The 20,607-nt window shown below is 41.3% G+C and carries 20 protein-coding genes and 1 riboswitch; of the genes, 14 read left to right on the top strand and 6 right to left on the bottom strand.

Features of this window, described 5'->3' with window-relative positions:
• The first annotated feature begins 119 nt into the window (after window positions 1-119).
• Both ACOQON_RS00605 and ACOQON_RS00600 read left to right on the top strand, forming a co-directional pair.
• Window positions 120-686 carry a hypothetical protein gene (locus ACOQON_RS00605; RefSeq protein WP_420576990.1) on the top strand — a complete coding sequence of 189 codons (567 nt, stop codon included), beginning with the start codon at window positions 120-122 and terminating at the stop codon, window positions 684-686.
• Between the two features lie 8 nt (window positions 687-694).
• Entirely contained in the window at window positions 695-2,581 is a 1,887-nt protein-coding gene (locus ACOQON_RS00600; protein WP_420576989.1) for a tetratricopeptide repeat-containing sensor histidine kinase, read from the top strand.
• A gap of 1 nt (window position 2,582) precedes the next feature.
• Here the strand turns inward: ACOQON_RS00600 and ACOQON_RS00595 are convergent, their stop codons facing one another.
• Entirely contained in the window at window positions 2,583-3,137 is a 555-nt protein-coding gene (locus ACOQON_RS00595; RefSeq protein WP_420576988.1) for an NUDIX domain-containing protein, read from the bottom strand.
• A 115-nt stretch (window positions 3,138-3,252) separates the two neighbouring features.
• Window positions 3,253-4,188, bottom strand: coding sequence for a hypothetical protein (locus ACOQON_RS00590; protein WP_420576987.1), 936 nt, complete (start codon window positions 4,186-4,188; stop codon window positions 3,253-3,255).
• A gap of 60 nt (window positions 4,189-4,248) precedes the next feature.
• On the opposite strand from ACOQON_RS00590, the gene ACOQON_RS00585 reads away from it, so the two are divergent.
• From ACOQON_RS00585 to ACOQON_RS00575, 3 genes are all read left to right on the top strand, one after another.
• Complete coding sequence (locus ACOQON_RS00585) at window positions 4,249-6,120, top strand: ABC-F family ATP-binding cassette domain-containing protein (RefSeq protein ID WP_420576986.1); 1,872 nt, start codon at window positions 4,249-4,251, stop codon at window positions 6,118-6,120.
• Between the two features lie 45 nt (window positions 6,121-6,165).
• Window positions 6,166-6,275, top strand: a riboswitch (TPP riboswitch).
• Between the two features lie 64 nt (window positions 6,276-6,339).
• Window positions 6,340-8,562, top strand: coding sequence for a TonB-dependent receptor (locus ACOQON_RS00580; RefSeq protein ID WP_420576985.1), 2,223 nt, complete (start codon window positions 6,340-6,342; stop codon window positions 8,560-8,562).
• A 264-nt stretch (window positions 8,563-8,826) separates the two neighbouring features.
• Window positions 8,827-9,105: a hypothetical protein gene (locus ACOQON_RS00575; RefSeq protein WP_420576984.1), complete on the top strand. Its 279-nt coding sequence runs from the start codon at window positions 8,827-8,829 to the stop codon at window positions 9,103-9,105.
• On the opposite strand, the gene ACOQON_RS00570 is transcribed toward ACOQON_RS00575, so the two are convergent.
• From ACOQON_RS00570 to ACOQON_RS00560, 3 genes are all read right to left on the bottom strand, one after another.
• A complete protein-coding gene (locus tag ACOQON_RS00570; protein ID WP_420576983.1) occupies window positions 9,095-9,493 on the bottom strand; it encodes a hypothetical protein in 399 nt (132 codons plus the stop codon). The genes ACOQON_RS00575 and ACOQON_RS00570 overlap by 11 nt on opposite strands.
• A gap of 3 nt (window positions 9,494-9,496) precedes the next feature.
• The gene (locus ACOQON_RS00565; RefSeq protein ID WP_420576982.1) at window positions 9,497-10,498 is read right to left on the bottom strand and encodes an aldo/keto reductase; all 1,002 of its coding nucleotides are present in this window, start codon (window positions 10,496-10,498) and stop codon (window positions 9,497-9,499) included.
• 61 nt (window positions 10,499-10,559) lie between these two features.
• On the bottom strand, window positions 10,560-12,389 hold the full coding sequence (locus ACOQON_RS00560) for a YfbK domain-containing protein (protein WP_420576981.1): 1,830 nt from the start codon (window positions 12,387-12,389) through the stop codon (window positions 10,560-10,562).
• A 344-nt stretch (window positions 12,390-12,733) separates the two neighbouring features.
• Here ACOQON_RS00560 and ACOQON_RS00555 point away from each other — a divergent pair, with 344 nt between their 5' ends.
• From ACOQON_RS00555 to ACOQON_RS00540, 4 genes are all read left to right on the top strand, one after another.
• Window positions 12,734-13,054: a GIY-YIG nuclease family protein gene (locus ACOQON_RS00555; protein ID WP_420576980.1), complete on the top strand. Its 321-nt coding sequence runs from the start codon at window positions 12,734-12,736 to the stop codon at window positions 13,052-13,054.
• Window positions 13,055-13,190: 136 nt separating this feature from the next.
• On the top strand, window positions 13,191-13,754 hold the full coding sequence (locus ACOQON_RS00550) for an RNA polymerase sigma factor (protein WP_420576979.1): 564 nt from the start codon (window positions 13,191-13,193) through the stop codon (window positions 13,752-13,754).
• A gap of 40 nt (window positions 13,755-13,794) precedes the next feature.
• The gene (locus ACOQON_RS00545; RefSeq protein WP_420576978.1) at window positions 13,795-14,814 is read left to right on the top strand and encodes a TonB family protein; all 1,020 of its coding nucleotides are present in this window, start codon (window positions 13,795-13,797) and stop codon (window positions 14,812-14,814) included.
• A gap of 12 nt (window positions 14,815-14,826) precedes the next feature.
• A complete protein-coding gene (locus tag ACOQON_RS00540) occupies window positions 14,827-15,390 on the top strand; it encodes a hypothetical protein (protein ID WP_420576977.1) in 564 nt (187 codons plus the stop codon).
• Here the strand turns inward: ACOQON_RS00540 and prmC are convergent, their stop codons facing one another.
• On the bottom strand, window positions 15,391-16,224 hold the full coding sequence (gene prmC, locus ACOQON_RS00535; protein WP_420576976.1) for a peptide chain release factor N(5)-glutamine methyltransferase: 834 nt from the start codon (window positions 16,222-16,224) through the stop codon (window positions 15,391-15,393).
• A gap of 23 nt (window positions 16,225-16,247) precedes the next feature.
• Here prmC and ribD point away from each other — a divergent pair, with 23 nt between their 5' ends.
• From ribD to ACOQON_RS00510, 5 genes are all read left to right on the top strand, one after another.
• Window positions 16,248-17,273 carry a bifunctional diaminohydroxyphosphoribosylaminopyrimidine deaminase/5-amino-6-(5-phosphoribosylamino)uracil reductase RibD gene (gene ribD, locus ACOQON_RS00530; protein WP_420576975.1) on the top strand — a complete coding sequence of 342 codons (1,026 nt, stop codon included), beginning with the start codon at window positions 16,248-16,250 and terminating at the stop codon, window positions 17,271-17,273.
• On the top strand, window positions 17,266-17,742 hold the full coding sequence (locus tag ACOQON_RS00525; RefSeq protein WP_420576974.1) for a GAF domain-containing protein: 477 nt from the start codon (window positions 17,266-17,268) through the stop codon (window positions 17,740-17,742). Before ribD ends, ACOQON_RS00525 begins: the two co-directional genes overlap by 8 nt.
• Before the next feature lie 78 nt (window positions 17,743-17,820).
• A complete protein-coding gene (locus tag ACOQON_RS00520; protein ID WP_420576973.1) occupies window positions 17,821-19,869 on the top strand; it encodes a GAF domain-containing SpoIIE family protein phosphatase in 2,049 nt (682 codons plus the stop codon).
• On the top strand, window positions 19,862-20,203 hold the full coding sequence (locus ACOQON_RS00515; protein ID WP_420576972.1) for an STAS domain-containing protein: 342 nt from the start codon (window positions 19,862-19,864) through the stop codon (window positions 20,201-20,203). Before ACOQON_RS00520 ends, ACOQON_RS00515 begins: the two co-directional genes overlap by 8 nt.
• Complete coding sequence (locus tag ACOQON_RS00510; protein WP_420576971.1) at window positions 20,196-20,606, top strand: ATP-binding protein; 411 nt, start codon at window positions 20,196-20,198, stop codon at window positions 20,604-20,606. The genes ACOQON_RS00515 and ACOQON_RS00510 overlap by 8 nt, the downstream gene beginning before the upstream one ends.
• Window position 20,607 lies beyond the last annotated feature (1 nt).

Raw genomic sequence — 20,607 nt, 5'->3', positions numbered from 1 at the left:
TCGATCTGATAATTGGCAAGTTGGTCGAAAAGTGGAAAAGTATGATGCCCAAAATATTATCAATTGATAAACATTGTTATTAGTTTGGTATCTTTAAGACTATAATTAACCACCACAGTATGAGGATATTACGGGTAAGACAGCTTGCACTAATAGCTATTCTTCTATTTGTTGCATGTCAGGATGAAGTCATTGAAGAAAACAGCATCGATGAAGATATGATTGCTGCCACAGCACTTGCGAATGACTATTTGGAGACCGTCAAAGGAAGGTTTGAAGATTCAGATAAAGCCATTACTGTATTGAAACACAAGGATGGAAAACTACTATTCGACACTAATACAGATGACTTCAAAGGCTATCAGGAAGTTGTTGAAACCTCAATTACTGCCATTGTTAATCCCGGAGATTATATTTTCTGGTTTGCAGGCGGGGGCCTTTCAGAAGTAGATAGCATTGAGTTTGATGAAGCATCTGAAGCTTACCTGGGTGATCTGCCCGAAGATTTTGTTCCGCATAAAATGTGGGTAATTCGAGTCCCTCTCCTAACTGATCAGAACCAAACTTCATTGAAATATGATATTGTCTATGTGGCAAGAGAGAATGGCATTCGTGTAAGACTTGATCCTAAAATTACCGTTGGAGGGCAGTCGGATTCCGGTGAAGAAGCTGTCGGTGAAGGTTAATCACTACCATGAAAAAATTCAAACATTTTCTTCCTCTGATTCTCTGTTTGATTTTTTCTTTTTTGAGTTCCGCCCAAAACCAGCAAAAAGCAGATAGCATCAAAAAAGAAATTGACAAGGGAATCCTAACCCCAAGTCAGGAAATGGAGGCATACTATCGATTGCCTACACATACGATTGCTCCTGACAAAAAACTCGAATACTCTGAATATTTATTGGAGCTGGCAGAAGAAGCTAATAGTGATGAATACAGAATAAAGGCATACATGCAAATGGGTATTGCTCATCGGTTTATGGGCAATCTGGAACGCGGACTTGAAAATCTCTTTAAGGCAGCAGATAAAGCGGCTGCAAAACAGCAGTTCAAAAATATCCTCGCAGAGATTTATGCAGAAATCTCTACTTGCTATACCCAAAATGGTGACTCAGAAAATGCACTATTCTATGGTTCAAAAACAATAGAAATGCTGAGGGAGTTGGGTAAAAAACAACCTCTTGCCCTGAGCTTGTTGAATTTCGGATATGATTATTATTTAATTGGCAATTATGATTCAGCAATGGCCTATTACAATGAATCAGAACCTATCCTCAGACAATTAAAATTTGAGCTGGGAGTTGCCTACATCATTGGCAATCGTGCACTCGTTTATTGGAAGCAAGGAGATCGGGAAAAGGCTAAAGAAGACCTTTTCAGAGCCATAGAAATGCTGAAACCTCTCGGCGACAAGTATGGTATGGCTGATTATTATAATCAACTTGGTAATATCTTCAAAGAAGAAAATGCTGAGGAAGAAGCAATCAAGTATACCCTAATCGGTCTGGAAATGGCCAGAAGTATCGGACTGAAAGAGCAGGTGAGAGATGCCTCATATCTACTCTTCAAGCTGTACAAGAAAAGAGGAAAGTTAGAAGAAGCAATCAAGTATCAAACCCAGTATCACGCATATAAAGACAGTATTCAAAATTTGGAAACCACACAAAGGCTGGGAGATATGAGAACGGAGTATGAGGTAGGGAGAAAGCAGGCAGAAGTGGATCTTTTGCTGGAGCAAAAAAGAAATAATCAAATAATCATCATAACTGGTGGAATACTTCTGATAGCCTTTATAAGTCTTGTCATTATCGTTTACTCATCTTTTAAATCCAAGAACCGACTAAGCAAGCAACTTGAAAAGCAAAATGATGATCTGGAAGTGTTGAATCAAACCAAAGACAAATTCTTTTCTATCATCTCGCATGACCTTAGGGGGCCGGTTAATACGCTTGGAGGTTTAGTGACTGTCTGCCAGATGTACCTTAAAGATGGTAACGCTGAGGGAGTAAGAGGAATGGTCGATCAAATGAGCGAATCAGTGGACCGCCTCACAAAACTCTTGGATACCCTGTTGAATTGGGCGTTGCAGCAAAGTGGCCACTTCCCATACGTTCCGGAGCGTCTCGACTTAAAAGTTCTTGTAAATGATGTTATGGAGATGTTTAAAGACACTGCAGCATCAAAAGAGATTGAACTTAAACTCGATTTTGAACAGCCATGCTATCTGAATGCGGATCGCAATACCACCTCTACCATCCTTAGAAACCTGGTAAACAACGCCATCAAGTTTACAAACAAAGGCGGCTTTGTAAAGGTCCGGGCTGAGGCTGATGAAAACAGAAATTATTGCATCATTCAGGTGATCGATAATGGAGTAGGTATATCGGAGGATAAGCAAAAAGGGCTCTTTGATCTGGACGAGACCATTTCAACAAAGGGTACATTAGGCGAGACAGGTTTGGGGTTAGGTCTCCAATTGGTTTATGAGTTCGTACAACTAAATGGAGGTGAAATACAAGTAAAAAGCCAACCGGCTGAAGGCACAACATTTACAATCAAGTTACCACTTTCACCGTATTGAATTAGGTGATCTTCCGCATCCTGGCTAAGCGATAGATAGCTGCAACGCTCAAACTGTCCGTAATTTCGCCTCTATCACACATCGCTAATGCTTCTCTAAATGGAAGTCTCCACACTTTTAGGTCTTCTGTTTCCTCAAATTCAGTTTCTCCCAGAGTAAGTTCCTCAGCCAGGTAAGCAATTCCCACTTCATCCGTCACCGAATTAGATGTGTGGATTTTACAAATTTCTGTCCACTTCGATGCAGTCAGTCCTGTCTCCTCCTTGAGCTCTCTTTTCGCAGATTCTAGTTTAGGAATAGTCAATGGTCCTCCTCCCATTGGAATCTCCCACGAGTACTCATTCAGGGTGTATCGATGCTGTCCAACCAACCAAGTGTTCTGCTCTTTATCCAATGGAATAATTCCCAAGGCCCAGTTTTTGTAGTGTACCTTACCATAAAGACTTTTGCCTCCTCCAGGATTGGTGACATCATGCTCTGTTAATGTAATCCAGGGGTTTTCGTAGATGGTTTTTGAGGAATGGGTGATCCAGGGGTTTTTACTTTCATTCATCATTCAAATGTAAACACCCCTGTTGTCCCCTCAAGGGGACATTTGCAAAATAAATGTGAGAAGTAATCCCTCTTTGAAGGGGGTGAGCAAAAGAAAAGTGCGGCCGGAGGGGGATGTTTTATTCCACTCCTAAACCCAGCTCCTTCCTGATCTCCCTATCCTTGTTACTGTTCTTCCCCCAGTAAGCCGATTTGATTGAATTGATCCGCTTCGCCTTAGTTGTCAGGATTTCAGGATTACCAAAACCACTCAGGTAGGTTTCCTCCCAGCCGAGAATTGTAAACGGAAACTCAGGTTCGTAGTAAATCGTCAAGGTACGGTCATTGTATTCGATTTTGTAGATCACATGATCTTCTGTTGAAAACTCAGACTCATGCACGGGCAACTTCGTTATTTCAGCCACTTTAGGTTTTGCCTCCTGATGTCTCAATCGCAAGTAAAAAGTGGAAGGAAGAACCTTTATTTTACCTGTTGGCAAATTCTCCGGATTGAACCGAATGCGAGTCCAGAGCTCGTCCTCCAACATAACATTGGGCACAGCAACTTCTACATCCCCCTCAGATTCGAAGTAAGAAAACCCACGCAGACGAAAATCCTTTTCTTGCAAATTCAGCTGCATCCAGGTATGTCCGCACCACTCTTGTGATGAAGTAGTCACCTTGAAAGGATCCGGATACTGATCATAAGAAATCGGGGTAAACGTGCTCATCATCATGGAGTATGGATAAATGCCCGTTAGGAATTTCTTAGTCATGTTCAGCTTCATGACGCTCACATTATCGGCACTTTCATCACGCCAGTCATCCAGCTTCACCTGCTTACTTTTTGAAAACGGCTCTGTTACAAAAATCATAACCGCCTCTCCCGAATGGATTTTGCCATACCTTGCCTGTTCCAGCTTATAGCTGGTAATCTCCGCCTCCCCCGCATACCAATAATCATTGAAATTTTGCGGTTTTTCGGCTAGCGTATGATTATTTGGTTTGTCCTGAGAACTGGATGGGGCACAGGCCACTAAAGAAATGAGGAGTGTGGAAATGACTATATACTTCATAGGTATATAAAACTAATTGATGATGATTTGTTCCAGTACTGCAATGGCTACTTTTGTCGCATGAATTATCTGTCGGTGGAGGAGCTCTCCAAGAGCTACGATGAAAAGCGGCTATTTGAAGGTATTACCTTCGGTCTCGATCAAGGTCAAAAAACTGCACTAGTGGGTGTTAATGGTGTGGGAAAATCCACCTTGATGAAAGTCATTGCCGGAAAAGAAGTGCCCGACAAAGGAAAAGTCTCCTTTCGCAAAGGGCTTACCATCTCTATGCTGGAGCAGCATCCAAAATTTAACGAAGACGACTCAATACTACAGGCCGTTTTTTCGGACGACAAAGAAGAACTCAACGTCATTCGGGATTATGAATTGGCACTATGGAAAACTGAGAATGATCCTTCCAATGCACCAGATCTCACCCCAATCCTGGAAAAAATGGATGCTTTAAATGCGTGGGAATATGAGCATCAGATTAAAGGGTTATTAGGGAAATTAGGCATTCATAATCTTGAGCAGAAAATCAAGGAGCTATCGGGAGGCCAGAAAAAACGTGTGGCAATAGCTCAGGCTTTAGTCGTTAATCCTGACTTTCTTATTCTGGATGAGCCGACCAACCATCTAGATCTGGCGTTGATCGAATGGCTGGAAAACTACCTCGCCACAGCCAACCTAACCATATTGATGGTCACTCATGATCGCTACTTCTTGGATCGGGTCACTAACGAAATCTTGGAAATTGATCAGGGAAATATCTACCGATATAAAGGCAACTACAGCCAGTTTCTGGAGAAGAAAGCCGAACGCATGGAGATGGAGGCTTCAAGCATCGATAAAGCAAAAAACCTGTTCAAAACAGAGTTGGAATGGATGCGGCGACAGCCAAAAGCGCGTGGTACCAAAGCAAAATACCGCGTGGATGCATTCCAGGATATCAAATCCAAGGCGCACAGTGGCACTCAAGAGCAAAAGATGGAAGTCAATCTAAAAGGAGAGCGTCAAGGGAAAAAAATTCTGGAGCTGGAGCATATTTCTAAATCCTTTGACAATCAAAAGCTGATAGAAGATTTTAGCTATGTTTTCAAGCGAAGGGAAAAAGTAGGCATTATCGGACCAAATGGAGTGGGCAAATCCACCTTCCTCAATATCCTCTCTCAGCAAATTAAACCGGATTCCGGACACATGGAAGTGGGACAGACCACCAAGTTCGGGTACTATACCCAAGACGAGACCATCTTTGATCCAAATAAGAAAGTGCTGGATATCGTGAAGGAGGTAGCAGAATACATTCAATTGGAAGACGGTTCGCAGGTTTCGGCATCTCAGTTGTTAAATCAGTTTCTATTCCCTCCCAAGATGCAGCACAACTTTGTTGGCAAGCTAAGCGGCGGTGAGAAACGCCGGCTCCAGTTGATGCGGGTTTTAATGGCCAATCCAAACTTTCTCATCCTGGATGAGCCCACCAATGACCTGGATATCACCACACTCAATGTGCTGGAGGATTACCTGCAAAAATTCACCGGCTGCCTGATGGTCGTCTCCCATGACCGGTATTTCATGGATCGACTGGTGGATCATTTGTTTGTTTTTGAAGGTCAGGGGAAAATTCGTGATTTTCCTGGCAATTACACCGACTACCGGGAGAAAGAAGGAGTTCCGGTAGCAGACTTAACACCTACGAAGAAGGAGCAACCGAAAGCTGAACCGGTAAAAGAAAAAGGAAAAAGTGCACGTAAACTCAGCTACAATGAGCAACGAGAGCTGGACCAGTTGGACAAAGACATCCCTAAACTAGAGGCGAAAAAGGCTGAATTGCAAGAATCCCTTAATTCCGAAACCGAATACGAAAAACTACAAGAAATCAGCAATCAAATCAAAGCCATCGAGGAAGAGCTGGAAGAGAAAGAGATGCGCTGGCTGGAGTTGAGTGAAGTATAAGGATTTTGGATTTTAAATTCAGGATTTAGGAATTGCGTCCTACCTTTGCGCCCGAAAGGGGTGCCGATCCCGTTCAAGTGAACGAGACAAGGCTGAGATCATACCCATGACCTGATCCGGGTAATGCCGGCGTAGGGAGCGGCTTAAAAGCCAGTATGATAACCAATGGTGGGGAGTCCCCGCTTCCCGTATGGTTAAATGTTTTAATTTTTTATCAACATGAGAGCTTTATGGTTGTCAGTAGCTATGCTTCTGACAGGTTTTGCGTATTCGCAGGACAGTTTAAAAACACAGGAGTTGGACGATGTGATTGTATACGCCACACGTGCCAATGAAAACACGCCAACCACCTATTCCGAAATTTCAAAAAAGGAAATCGAGGATGTAAATCTGGGACAGGATTTACCCATTCTATTGAACCTTTCACCGTCTCTGGTCACCACCTCAGACGCAGGTGCAGGTGTGGGATATACCGGGCTTAGAATTCGCGGTAGTGATGCTACCCGTATTAATGTCACCATAAATGGTATACCGGTCAATGACTCGGAATCACATGGCGTTTTTTGGGTGAATATGCCGGACTTTGCTTCCTCTGTGGACAACATTCAGATTCAAAGAGGAGTCGGAACCTCAACCAACGGAGCAGCAGCATTCGGGGCGACAGTCAACCTTCAGACTAATGTCCCATCACGAGATGCATACGCCGAAGTAAACAACAGCTTTGGATCATTCAATACACGCAAGCATACGCTGATGTATAACACCGGATTGCTAAATGATAAATGGTCCTTTGAGTCCAGACTATCAAAAATTGCCTCCGATGGATACATTGATCGGGCTGAATCTGATCTGCAATCCTACTTCCTCTCCGGAGGATATTACGGTGATAAGACCATTCTCAAAGCATTGGTTTTTGGAGGCAAAGAGGTAACTTATCAAAGCTGGTGGGGAACGCCACAGGCCGTGTTAGAAAATGATGAGGCAGGCATTGAAGAAGTGATTGCCAACAATGGATATACACCCGAGCAGGCACAAAATATTCGAACAGCCGGGCGAACATTCAATTACTACCTCTACGAAAACGAGGTGGATAATTATCAGCAGGATCATTATCAATTACATCTATCACATCAATTGAGTGATGCACTGACAGCAAATATAGCTGGACATTATACCTACGGTAGGGGCTATTTTGAGCAATACAGAAATGATGATGATTTTGCTGATTATGGATTAGATAATGTGGTGTTGGGAGACACTACGATTACTTCTACTGATCTCATCAGGAGGCGATGGCTGGATAATGATTTCTATGGTACCACTTTTTCATTCAACTACCTGAAAGATGACCTGGACATTACTTTAGGGGGTGCATGGAATAAATATGATGGAGATCATTTTGGTGAAATCATCTGGGCTGAATATGCCAGCAACAGTGAGATAAGGGAACGGTACTATAATAATTACGGCTTGAAAACAGATTTCAATGTTTATTTAAAAGCAAACTATCAGCTGAATGACCTTAACCTGTTTGCAGACATACAGGTGAGAAAGATCGATTATGAAACGGTCGGCATTGACAGTGATTTACGAGTAATCGATACCGGTGATGATTATACCTTTTTCAACCCAAAAGTTGGAGCTACTTATCAGCTTAATGAGCAATCCAATGTGTATGCTTCATTTGCCATTGGAAATCGAGAGCCTGTGAGAAATGATTTTGTTGACGCTCCTGGAGGAATCACACCAAAGCACGAAACTTTGAGAAACCTGGAGGTAGGCTATCGCAGTTATGGCCAGGATTTTAGTTTGCAAGCCAATTATTACCTGATGGATTATGAAAACCAGCTGGTATTAACTGGTGAGTTGAATGATGTTGGTTCCAGCATTCGCCAAAATGTACCTGATAGCTATCGAATGGGGGTAGAGTTAGTTGGCGCTTACCAATTCACTGATCAGCTACGATGGGATGCGAACCTCACCTTAAGTAGAAACAAGATTTCCAACTTCACAGAGGTGCTTTACAATTACGGAACCAACTTCGATGAATTTAATATCGAAGAAACCCAGTATGAGGACACTGATATTTCATTCTCTCCAAATATCATAGGTGGCAGTCAATTGACCTATTCTCCATTTGATGGGTTTGATGCATCATTAAGAAGTAAATATGTAGGTCAGCAATACCTGGACAATACCGGCAATGAAGACCGAAGCATTGATGCTTACTTTGTCAATGATCTTAGATTGAGCTACAATTTCAGTGTTTCATCCATTGAGAATGTAAACATCAGCTTGCTGGTCAATAACATTCTGGATGAGAAGTATTCCTCAAACGGATACACTTTTGGCTATGCAGGTGGCGATTATGTCGTGAGAGAAAACTATTATTATCCTCAGGCAGGAAGGAACTTCCTTTTAGCCCTGAATCTTCAATTTTAAGAGAATAAAAAGAAAACACCTTAAATCCCCTCCTTTGGAGGGGTTGGGTCGGTCCGTCGCAGCGGTGGGTTTTACAAACATGTTTTCTTTATTCAATTTTTTCAAAATGACAGCTTTATAATTTACCCACCTCTTCCTCCTCCGAAGAGGAGACTATATGAGTCATTTTGAAAAAAAATTGATGTTTGCCCAAATCAACAAATATCATACGGTGTGATGCCTTTTATCATAGGTATCGCACCGTTTGAATTTAACTTTGAGGACATGAAAAAGCTTTCTGTTCTCAAGATCGTTTCAATTCTCCATCTGTTTCTAACCACCATCTGGTCAATTCTCTACTTTAATGAAATGAATGATGGTAAAGGCTGGGGGATACTATTTAGTGTTGGATTGCTGGCTATAGGAGTGATTGGGCTTCTGGTAAGCTGGGTAGTAGGATTTATCTGTAACCGAATAAGCAAAGAACAACCTAAACGCATTCAGAATACCATTGAAGCCGCACTCGTGGTGGGATTCATTGTGTTTGTTGCAATCACTTTCTAATCAACTCTACGATCTCATCCGTTTTACTTCCCAACTGATTGATTTTTCGGGTTCTTCCACTTTTCAACTTTATTGAAACATACCCTAACCCGAGTCTACTTCCTTTCTTAATGGACTTGATTTGATCTTTAGGAATAACAGATTGTGTTGTGTTAATAAATAAGTAATAAAAAGCAATTATGAAATGTCCAATTCCTATAAAAAGCCCTGTCCAAAGAAGAAAGTCATCCCCTTCTTCTATGTACCTGAATACAGAAATAATACCGTATAATGTCCAGGCCACAGAGGAAACCAATAACCATCTGCTTTGCTTTTTCGATTGATCAATGATTGTGATCGTATTCTCATCAACAATCACCTCTCCTTTTTCCAGCTTGATTGCATCCATTTCTCAAACATCGTGATCAATTACCACTTTTTCTAGCTGGGAATTAATTTCATTGACCTCTTCGTTTGACAATTCAAAGCTCAATGACTTGGCATTTTCTTCGGCCTGTTTTGCATTTCGTGCACCGACCAAAGCTGCTGTAATTCCATCTCTTTGCACTGTCCAATTGATGACCAGCTGTGCTAGTGTAACACCATGATCTTCGGCGATTGGTTTGATTAGTTGAAGAAACTGATTGGTCCTTGATCGGTTCGGTTCTTTGAAAAATTTGGTTCGGGGACGGTGGTCTCCTTCACCAAACTCATAGTCCGCAGTAATTTTTCCTGTTAGCAACCCTCGCTGCAATGGACTGTAAGCCAGAATGCCAATGTTGTTTTCAATCGAGAACGGAAGGATGTCCTTCTCAATTTTTCGATACACCATGCTGTATGGAGATTGTGTAGATGCCAGTTCAGTGACTGCCATGGCTTTTTTCATTAATGCCACATTGTGGTTGGAAACACCAACTGCTCGAATTTTTCCCTCCTTCTTTAGTTTTTCCATTTCCTCCATAGTTTCTTCAATTGGGGTGGTGGCGTCCGGTCGGTGAATCTGGTACAAATCGATGTAGTCTATCCCCAGTCTTCTCAGGCTGTCTTCCACCTCCATGCGGATGCCATCTTTTCCGGCATAAGAATACACTTTTTGAGATGGTCCTCCGGGTTCAGCTCCATCCATCACATACTCTCCTTTATCCATTTTCCAGTTCCAGCCATATTTAGTGAGGATCTCTACATTCTCCCTTCCCACTTCTTTGATGAATTTTCCGACCACTTTCTCACTATGACCTAAACCATAGATCGGTGCAGTATCAATGGAGGTCACTCCCAAATCATATCCGGCCTTCATTGCCTCGAGCGCAAGCTTATCATCAGTACCGCCCCACATCCAGCCACCAATGGCCCAGGCACCAAATACGATAGGAGATATTTCTAAATCTGATTTTCCGAGTTGTACTTTATCCATACCCAAAAAAACAAAAAAAGCGAGGAATGATTCCTCGCCTTCAGACTAAACTCAACAGTCATTACTGTCTCGTATTCATTCTACTGGTTAGATCAACTAGCTCAATAAACTCCGCTCGATAACCAAAATCATCTTTTCCTTTGGCTGACCTTGCAAGACTTAAAATATCTTCATAAGCTAACTTTCCCTTGTATTCAGAATCTCTCAAAAGCATTCCAAATCCTGCCACTGCCATCGACCAATCCAGGTTGTTACTTGACTTTCTAATTTCATTTTCCACAACCTGAGTGATCAACTTACTCTTTGATCCATCCGGTTCTTTGTAGCGGAATTTCACCGTAAGCAGCTCATCTGTAGAACTCGTTGTTTTTTGATCGTTGGACTGATACTTCAATGGATCGATATCCTTCACAAACGCACTCTCCACTCCCACCGGAATGATTTCATAAAGCGCAGTTACGGTGTGTCCACTTCCCAGCTCACCCGCATCTTTCTTATCGTCATTGAAATCTTCGTCATTGAGCAAACGATTTTCATACCCAATCAATCGGTAGGCCTGAACGACAGCCGGATTGAACTCCACCTGAATTTTTACATCCTTCGCGATGGTGAACATGGTGCCTCCAAACTCATTGACCAAGACCTTCTTTGCTTCTTTCATCGTATCGATATAGGCATAATTTCCATTGCCCTTGTCTGCCAAGATCTCCATTTTGGAATCTTTGTAATTGCCCATTCCAAATCCAAGTACTGTTAAGAAAACCCCTTCGTCTCGCTTCTCCTCAACCAATCGCTCCATCGATGCATTGCTGCTGGCACCTACATTAAAATCACCATCAGTAGCTAAAACCACTCTATTATTTCCACCCTCTACAAATTGCTCTTTGGCTAGTTTATAGGCCAGCTGAATCCCTGCACCTCCGGCAGTGGAGCCTCCAGCTTGTAAATTATCCAACGCCTCCATGATCTTCTTTTTATCATTTCCATCGGTCGGCTCAAGCACCACTCCTGCTGCTCCGGCATATACCACTATAGAAACTTTATCTTGAGGTCGAAGCTCATTCACTAAAAGTTTGAATGCAGACTTCAATAGTGGCAGTTTGTTTGGTGCGCTCATTGAGCCGGACACATCTAATAAAAACACAATGTTCGATGCAGGAAGATTTTCCAATTCGATCTTTTTTCCTTGCAATCCGATTTGTGCAATCAAATGCTGTTCATTCCAGGGGGCTCTAGCAACTTCCGTATTAATCGAGAAAGGATCTTTTCCGGTCGGATTTTCATAATCATAATTGAAGTAGTTGATCATTTCTTCAATGCGAACCGCATCCTTCGGAGGCAGTTGACCATTGTTGATAAATCTTCTCATGTTGCTGTAAGAAGCCGCATCCACATCAATTGAGAATGTGGAAAGCGCATTGTCAAGCACTTTTTTGAATCCATTTTCATGGATGGTTGCATACTCTTCGGTGTTGTGATACTGACCTTGATCATAGTAAGTAGGAGCATAGCTCATTGCCATATTTCCTGCTCCTTTTGCCAGTTTACTACGTTCCATCATGGGTCTGCTTACTGCATCTTCAGCAACCACCACTTCTTCAAGTTCAAGCTTGCCAATCTTAAGTGTAACATCCAGCACTTTGCTTTTCCCAACCTTAACCTCTTTACTTTCATAGCCAATAAGTGAGAACACCAGAATGGACTTCTCACTTTCGACCTCAACCGAGTAAAAACCATTTACATCTGTAGTGGTGCCATTACTTGTTCCCTTAATTAAAACATTTACCCCTGAGAGGGTCTGACCGTTTTCATCATATACGGTTCCGTTTACATATCTGGCATCAACATTGAGAGCCAGTATCATTGAGAAGAAGATTATTAGATTTTTCATGTCATTTTAATTTATGTTTTAAAAGGAGACATGGAATTCGCTGAAAAAAAGAATAATGGTTCATAGTTGTCATTCGCGAATTTTCGGCTCATTTCATGCCATTTTTCGTTTGATTTGACATTGAGATGCAGGCATGAATGGGATTCCATAAAAAAAAGTTGATTTTTTTCTGAGCCAGTCAAAATCAAGAGAAAATCAGTCAGCATGTCATCTCGACCATGGGGAGAGATATTTACCTTCAATGATTTTTTGAAATCAAAAAAAGATTTCTTTTATGTTCCAAGAAACGGAAAGAGAAACAGCAAATTTGTCATCTCGAACGAAGTGAGAGATATTTACTAAAAATGAATCACAACTACTTCGTTTATATAGCTACCAATCCGGCACGAACTGTAGTTTATGTAGGAATGACAAATGACCTCCCTACGAGACTTCTCCAGCATTATGAAAACAGAGGTAAAAGCAAAACATGGGCTGGTAGATATTATTGCTACAATCTCGTTTGGTACGAAAGACACCAGTATGTAACTAATGCAATTGACCGAGAACATGAGATAAAAAAGTGGCGAAGAAGTAAAAAGAATCAACTGATTGAATCAGTGAATCCAAATTGGAAATTCTTAAATGAAGAGATTGGAGCTTGGGATTATTTAAATAACAAGTAAAGATTTCTCGGTGAGCCTGCCGACAATGGCAGGCTAGAAATGAGCGAGCAATATTTCTTTGTCATCTCGAACGAAGTGAGAGATATTTACCAATAATGTATTTCTCGCAACAAGTAAAGATTTCTCCTTCGTCGAAATGACAGAAAACGGGAATATATCACCCACAGACGAATTACAGCTTCGGTTTTATCGGAATACCGGTAATCAGGAGGTGCTCGGTGAGATATTCAACAAATACATACATCTGGTGTATGGTCTTTGCCTGAAGTATCTGAAAAATCGAGACGATGCGCAGGATGCCGTGATGTCGATCTACGAGCAGATCTCAGAGAAACTCTTATATACGGAGGTGCAGCACTTCAAAAGCTGGCTGTATATGGTGAGTAAAAATCACTGTCTAATGGAGCTTAGAAAAAAGAATCCGGAAATTCATACTGAAGTTTTTATGGAATTGGGAGAGGAGGTGCATCTCAATGACGAAAAAATAGCATTAGAAAAAGATTTGGAAGCATTAGAAGCCTGCATTGAGGAATTAAAAACAGAACAACGTAAATGTGTAAAGCTCTTTTTCATTGAAAAGAAAAGCTATCAGCAGGTGAATGAAGAAACAGGGCTTGACTTAAAAAAAGTGAAAAGCCACATCCAAAATGGAAAACGTAACTTGAAAATGTGTTTGGAAAGCAAGAATGTCAAACGATAAAAACCATAGCGAACAATTTGAACGGTATCTAAAGGGCCAAATGAGTCCAGAAGAGGCGCATGCTTTTGAGCGTGAGGTTTTGGATGATCCATTTGCCCAAGAGGCCCTGGAAGGATTTGAAGAACAGAATGCTGATGCGCTGAAGGATCTGACACATTTAAGGTCACGAATTCGAAGAGAAAAGAAGAAGGCTTGGTCATGGATGCGCATGGCAGCTGTTGTTGCATTGCTAATGGTCGGGTACTTCACCGTTTATTTCTTCACCGAACAAATGGAGGGTGAGCAATTAGCCATGGAAAAAGAGCCGATCGAAGAACATACACAATCAGGCCCAAAGCCAGATACAATTCCTGCATCCAAGGAAATCCCGGAAGATGAGGCTTCATCAAAAGAAGTAGGCAATAAAGTAAAAGAGCTCGAAGAACGAGAAGAAATTTTAGCTAAAAAACCTGCACCTGAAGTAGAAGAGAGGGAAGCCCTTGCAATGTCGGATGATGTTGATGAAGTAGGTCAACTTGAAGGCAAAGGCGAGGCACTGCAATTAGCAGAAGCGGAAGATATTGAAAAAGAAGTGGTGATAGAGCCCATGACAGATGAAATGATAGTGATGGAAGAAGAGGTCGTAGTACCTATTCAAAGTTTTTCTGCGAAGAAAATAGAGGCCATAGAAGAGGTAAATTCAGATCAACCTGCTGCAGCCCGTTCTGCAGCAAGAAGTAGTGGAGCTACGATTGCTGAGATGAATGATCGGGAATCAATTGAAATTATTCCTCCAAAACCTTCCTTTGGAGACAGTCTATATCAAGAATATTTGAAACAAGAATTGATTTACCCGAAGGCGGCAAAAGAAAATAATATTGAAGGAGAGGTGATATTGAGTCTGACAATCAGTGAATTCGGGGAAATCCTTGATATTAAAATAGAAAAAAGTCTTGGATATGGATGTGATGAAGAGGCTATACGGTTAGTTAAAGAGGGGCCAGCATGGAATGCAGCAAAAAAAGATGGCTCCACTATTGAAGGCATAGCAACAGTTCGTGTGAATTTTCAGTTTGATTAATATTTTTGAACCATGAGCGATCTGATTCAAGAGCGAAAGAAAATCATTGAATCCTGGAACACTACCTGGAACATTAACAAGACTAGTAAAACAGGCCCCATGGGCTTTAGGTATGCATTCCCATTTCTTGCATTCATTATCATTTTAGGATTTGCAATAATTAATTACGCAATGCTCAATGAATTCTTTGAGCTAACAGAAAAATTTCGGTGGAATAATACAGCATTCTTTGGTGCAATGATGATTTCACTGATTTTTAATGCGCATCATCGAATACACCTGAAGAGCTTTTTATACGAACATTACAATGAGCTTGATTCAAAGAGCTTTAATCTGACCGAGGAGTCTAATCAACGGCTAAAGAGCCTAATCAACTTTGATAAACGACCAATCCACATAATTTTAATGATTCTCGGGGTACTGATTATGCTAGTTGGTTTTTTAGCTCATTTGGGAGATTACTTCTTGATTTGGCATTATACATGGCCTGCAGTCCTCATTTTCGAAGTGCTATATTTTTTTAACGCCAACATGTATCTTAAAGCGTTTAGGAACATGAAGACCGCACTTGGTTAATCATAAATTTCCACTCACCATCCGATCCTTGCCCTGCATATCTTTGTGAACTACAACATCTGAATAGCCTGCTTTTTTTAAACCCATTTTAACCTCAGAACCAAATCTCTCATGGATTTCAAAGTAGAGCTTACCCCCCCTTTTTAAAGATTTTAAGCCTTCTTTGGCAATTCTTTTATAAAAAATCAGCGGATCATCATCAGGAACAAAAAGTGCCAGTTCCGGCTCATGGTTCGTTACATTTTTTGCCATCTGTTCAAACTCCTTTTGTGGAATGTAAGGTGGATTGCTCACCAAAATATCCAGCTCATTCACCGGCAGGCGTTCCGATAGAATATCGCTTTGAATCAAATCAACGTTGGCGTTCAATCGATCCGCGTTGGATCGGGCAATGGAGAGTGCCTCCTCTGAAATGTCTGTTCCAAAGACTTCTCCTTTTAGTTCAAGTGCCAGTGCAATAGCAATACAACCTGACCCAACTCCAACATCCAGCACTTTAGGTTTTTCTATTCGATTTTCCTTCACAATCAAATCAACCAGCTCCTCTGTTTCTGGTCTGGGAATCAATGCACCGGGAGCCATTCGAAATTTCCTCCCATAAAAGTCTGCAACACCCGTTACATACTGCAATGGCTCATGATTAAGCAATCGGTTAATCGCCTGCTTAAGTTTTGCATGATCTACATCCAATGACTCTGCTGAGAGAATGGAAGCACGAGATACATCAAACAAATCTTCTAAAAGCAGATAACTAATATTCCCAGCTTCACGCTGATCATAAACTTTTTCCAGCTGTTTCGCTGTTTCTTGCCAGATTTGCTTCACATTTTTCATTCAAAAGCGAAATTACACACTCAGTGGATGATAGCCGATACATGCAAAGGGCCCTTGATCTGGCCAAGCGAGGCAAGGGCTCTGTCTCCCCCAACCCAATGGTTGGTTGTGTCATCGTACATGATGAAAAAATCATCGGTGAAGGCTATCATCAAAAATATGGAGAAGCACATGCTGAAGTGAATGCCATAACATCCGTAAAAGATCAATCATTACTCACGGAAAGTACTGCCTATGTCACTTTAGAGCCATGCGCTCATCACGGCAAAACCCCACCGTGTGCAGACTTACTCATTGAAAAGAAAATAAAGCGGGTGGTTATTGCTTGTCGGGATCCGTTTGATCAGGTTGATGGAAAAGGGATTGAAAAATTAAAATCAGCAGGAATAGAAGTAACCCTTGGTATAATAGAGCAGGAAGCACTTGAACTTAATAAACATTTCTTTACCTCGGTTCAAAAAGAACGACCTTATGTCATCCTCAAATGGGCCCAGACAGCTGATGGCTTTGTCGCTCGAGAAAACTTTGACTCTAAATGGATCAGTGAACCTTACTCCAGACAGCTTGTCCATAAATGGCGAACGGAAGAAGACGCCATTCTAGTTGGGAAAAACACAGCGATTCATGATAATCCTTCACTAACTGCCAGGGAGTGGACAGGCAGAAATCCAGTGAGGGTTTTATTGGACAGCAATCTGGAAGTACATAAGGATTTTAAACTATTTGATTCCTCAGCTTCTACCCTAATTCTCAATGCATTAAAGGAAGAGAAGAAAGAAAACATCGAATGGATCAAAACCGACCTGAATAATCCCTGGAGTGTATTGCGAAAACTCCACGAGAGGAAAATACAATCTGTCATCATCGAGGGAGGAGCACAAACAATGAACTCATTCATCAATGAAAACTGTTGGGATGAGGCAAGAGTGTTCACTTCTCCCACTACTTTTGGCAAGGGTATTCCCGCACCGGAAATAGAAGGTAAGCCGGAAAAAGAAGAGACTATTTTTGCAGATCGATTAACCATTTATAAAAACAACCATGGCTGAGGATTTAGCATTAATTAAGGAAGGAACGAAAGAGGAAAAATACGAATCGTTGATACCTCAAATCAATGGACTACTTTATGGTGAGACCAATCTGGTGGCTAACCTTGCTAATATCGCCGCTGCTCTGAAGGAAGCTATGGATTTCTTCTGGGTAGGTTTTTACCTCGTAGATTCAGAAGATGAATTGGTTCTTGGCCCGTTTCAAGGCCCGGTTGCTTGTACACGTATCAAAAAAGGGAAAGGGGTCTGTGGTTCCAGTTGGCAGAGGGAGCAAACACTTATTGTTCCAAATGTGGACGAATTTCCCGGTCATATAGCGTGTGCGTCAGCTTCTAAATCTGAGATCGTCATCCCTGTAGTAAAAGGGGGAAAGGTGATCGGCGTTTTAGATGTAGATAGTGACCAGCTGAATGATTTTGATGAGGTAGACAAAAAATATCTGCAACAAATTCTCAATCTACTTCCTTAACATACTTTAACCGGTTAAACCCACTCTTTAACCCTTTTGTAGCCTAAGGTCTGTATTTTTGTCGCCGTGTCGGACAAGGTGAAAATAAGACTTAGCTTTCTTGGAGCTATTATTTGCTGGCTGCTATTTACCGGCTCCAGCATTTACCTGCTTTTCGTACAGAGCTATGACATGAAGGTGGACTTCTCCAACTTCTTTCCACAGCTGTGCTTCACTGGCTTTGTGCTTTCCACATTTGCCTATTACAGATACATAATCACAAAAGCTGATAGCCTCAACTTCACCGACCTTCTGTGGAAAGTTTTTATTACAGGTTTAATCACAACGCTCATTTCGCTTGCGATTCAATTGTTCTTCAATCTATTCGCAAGTACTACGCTTGTAGAAAGCCCACTTACGATCAATTTCTTTTATAACATCTTAGTGGGGTTGGTGGTAATATTTATGGTTTCTACCCTCGTGGTTTGGAAACGTTTGATTCTTTACCAGAAATCCAAAAACCTTCTACAGCTATGGGGATTTTTTGAAATCGCTTTGGTTGCAGCACTTTTTTTTGATTTTCTGGGAGCCGGTGTTGCGCAAGCGAATTTTAGGGTAGCACTTGTTATACTGGGATGTTTTTCACTGATCCTTGTTTTCAATCTTAAGTGGGTAGCCTACCTGAATTTTAAGCAGAAATGGAAAGGCATTCTTTTTATTTTGTTATCCGGCATTTATCTCTATCACTTTCTTCTAAACCTGTTAAAATTCTCTTATACGGATGTGCTGGTGATTGACCTACTGGATCGAACTTTCACCTATGGGATTTTCGGATTCTTATTCCTCTATGCTGTCATCTCCATCCTGGTTACACTCTTCAACCTACCAACCTCTTCTGTTTTTGAACAGAAGCTCAAAGAGGCACTTGATTTTCAAAAACTTAGCCAGTCGATACCTCGAGGTGAGACGAAAGATCAAACCTACGAAATACTCCTGGAAAGCTCCATGAGTGCCGTTTTTGCAGATGCCGCCTGGCTGGAAGTAAAGGAAGAAAGCGGGACTACACAGATAATCCGCAACCTAAAAGATGAAGAGGTAGAAGAGGTAAAGTCAGCGATTAAAAGTGAAACCATAAAAAATATTCTTAGCCTAACGCTTAAAAGCGAGGCAAACCCCGGTAAACTCACGGATGACCTAAAACACTCGCAATACAAATCCATCATTGCTCTGCCGATCATGGTTCAAAATAGGCAAGTGGGATTCATTGTGTTGCTCAATGAAGTTTCTGAGGCATTCAATCGAGAGATGGTAAACATCATTACCACCTTCGTAAACCAAGCCAGCATCTCTTTGGAAAACCTTTCGCTGATTCAGGAGTCGATTGAAAATGAACGATACAAAGAGCAGCTTAAGATCGCAAAAAATGTTCAGAAGAGTTTGCTGCCAACTTCACTTATCAATAATGATCACCTGACAATGGCAGCTTTCTCCATGGCAGCCGATGAAGTAGGGGGTGACTATTACGATATCCTGGAGTACAGAAAAAATCGGTTTAGTTTGATTATTGGAGATGTATCCGGAAAAGGTACAAGCGCGGCTTTTCAGATGGCCCAAATGAAGGGTATTTTTCATAGTCTGGCTAATCAGGGCGTATCACCTGAAGAGTTTAACAAAAAGGCCAATATCGCGTTAGGTCAGTGCCTGGAAAAAACGTCATTCATTACGGCCACTTATTTCGATATTGATACCAATAAAAACATTTTAAATTTCTCCAGAGCTGGCCATTGCCCAAGTTTGTTTTATTGTAAAAATGAAAACTCTGTTGATTTCCTAAAGTGTGATGGCATGGGTTTAGGGATGGTGAGAAACTCAAGCTATGAAGATTACGTTCATAGCAATACTGTAAATTATCATGCGGGTGATACACTGCTGCTATATACAGATGGTATCACCGAGGCAAAGAATCCTGAAGGAGAGCAGTACGGAAGTGAGCGACTAAAAAAAGCTTTCACCACTCATGCCTCAAAAGCACCCGACCAAGTAAAAGAAGGAATTAAAAGTGATCTCTCTCACTTTATAGGAGATGAGATCATTGATGATGATTATACATTGGTAGTAGTCCAATTTAAAGACAAGAAAAATGGCTGAAATAAGCACAGAAAATAAAGATGGCGTTTACTTCATTGCCGTAAATGGAGAGATTGATGCAGGCTCAAGCATCTACCTGGACAATGCGCTAAAAGAGGCTATGGGAAATGGAGAAAAAAAGATAGTGGTTGATTTGTCCGGGCTAAACTATATCTCTTCCGCAGGTTTAGGCGTATTTATCTCTCACTTAGATGAATTCAAATTGCAAAAAATTGAGCTTGCAATTTTTGGAATAAATGAAACTGTGAAACAAGTTTTTGACATACTGGGTTTAGAAAAATTATTAACCATAGTAGAAACCAAAGAAGCAGCTGTAGAGACTTTGAATGGGTAAAAAGCTGACCATAGGATGTAAAAAAGATGAGCTGGTAAGAATACGCCAGTTCACGTCAGATATGCTGGAGGAGTACAATGTACCCGACCTTCAGGCACATAAGCTTGTGCTTGCAGTGGACGAAGTATGTGCTAACTTGATTATCCATGCAAACGACTGTAATCCACAAAGTCACATTGAATTCAACATAGATTTTAAGCCAAAACAAATCATTTTTACTTTTAGAGATAGAGGGGCAGGTTTCGATATCAATGAATATGAATCTCCATCCATGGAGGAGCTGGTCTCGACCAGAAGGCAAGGTGGTCTGGGTCTCATGCTTGTGAAAAGAATAATGGATAAAATTGAGTTCTCTACTGAAAAGAATCACAATATTTGCAGGCTCATAAAAATGTATCCTTAAA

This window comes from Ekhidna sp. (genome assembly GCF_965221965.1).
Classification (GTDB): domain Bacteria; phylum Bacteroidota; class Bacteroidia; order Cytophagales; family Cyclobacteriaceae; genus Ekhidna.
Note: the sequence above shows the minus strand (reverse complement) of the source record. Positions and strands in the feature narration are given on the sequence as shown.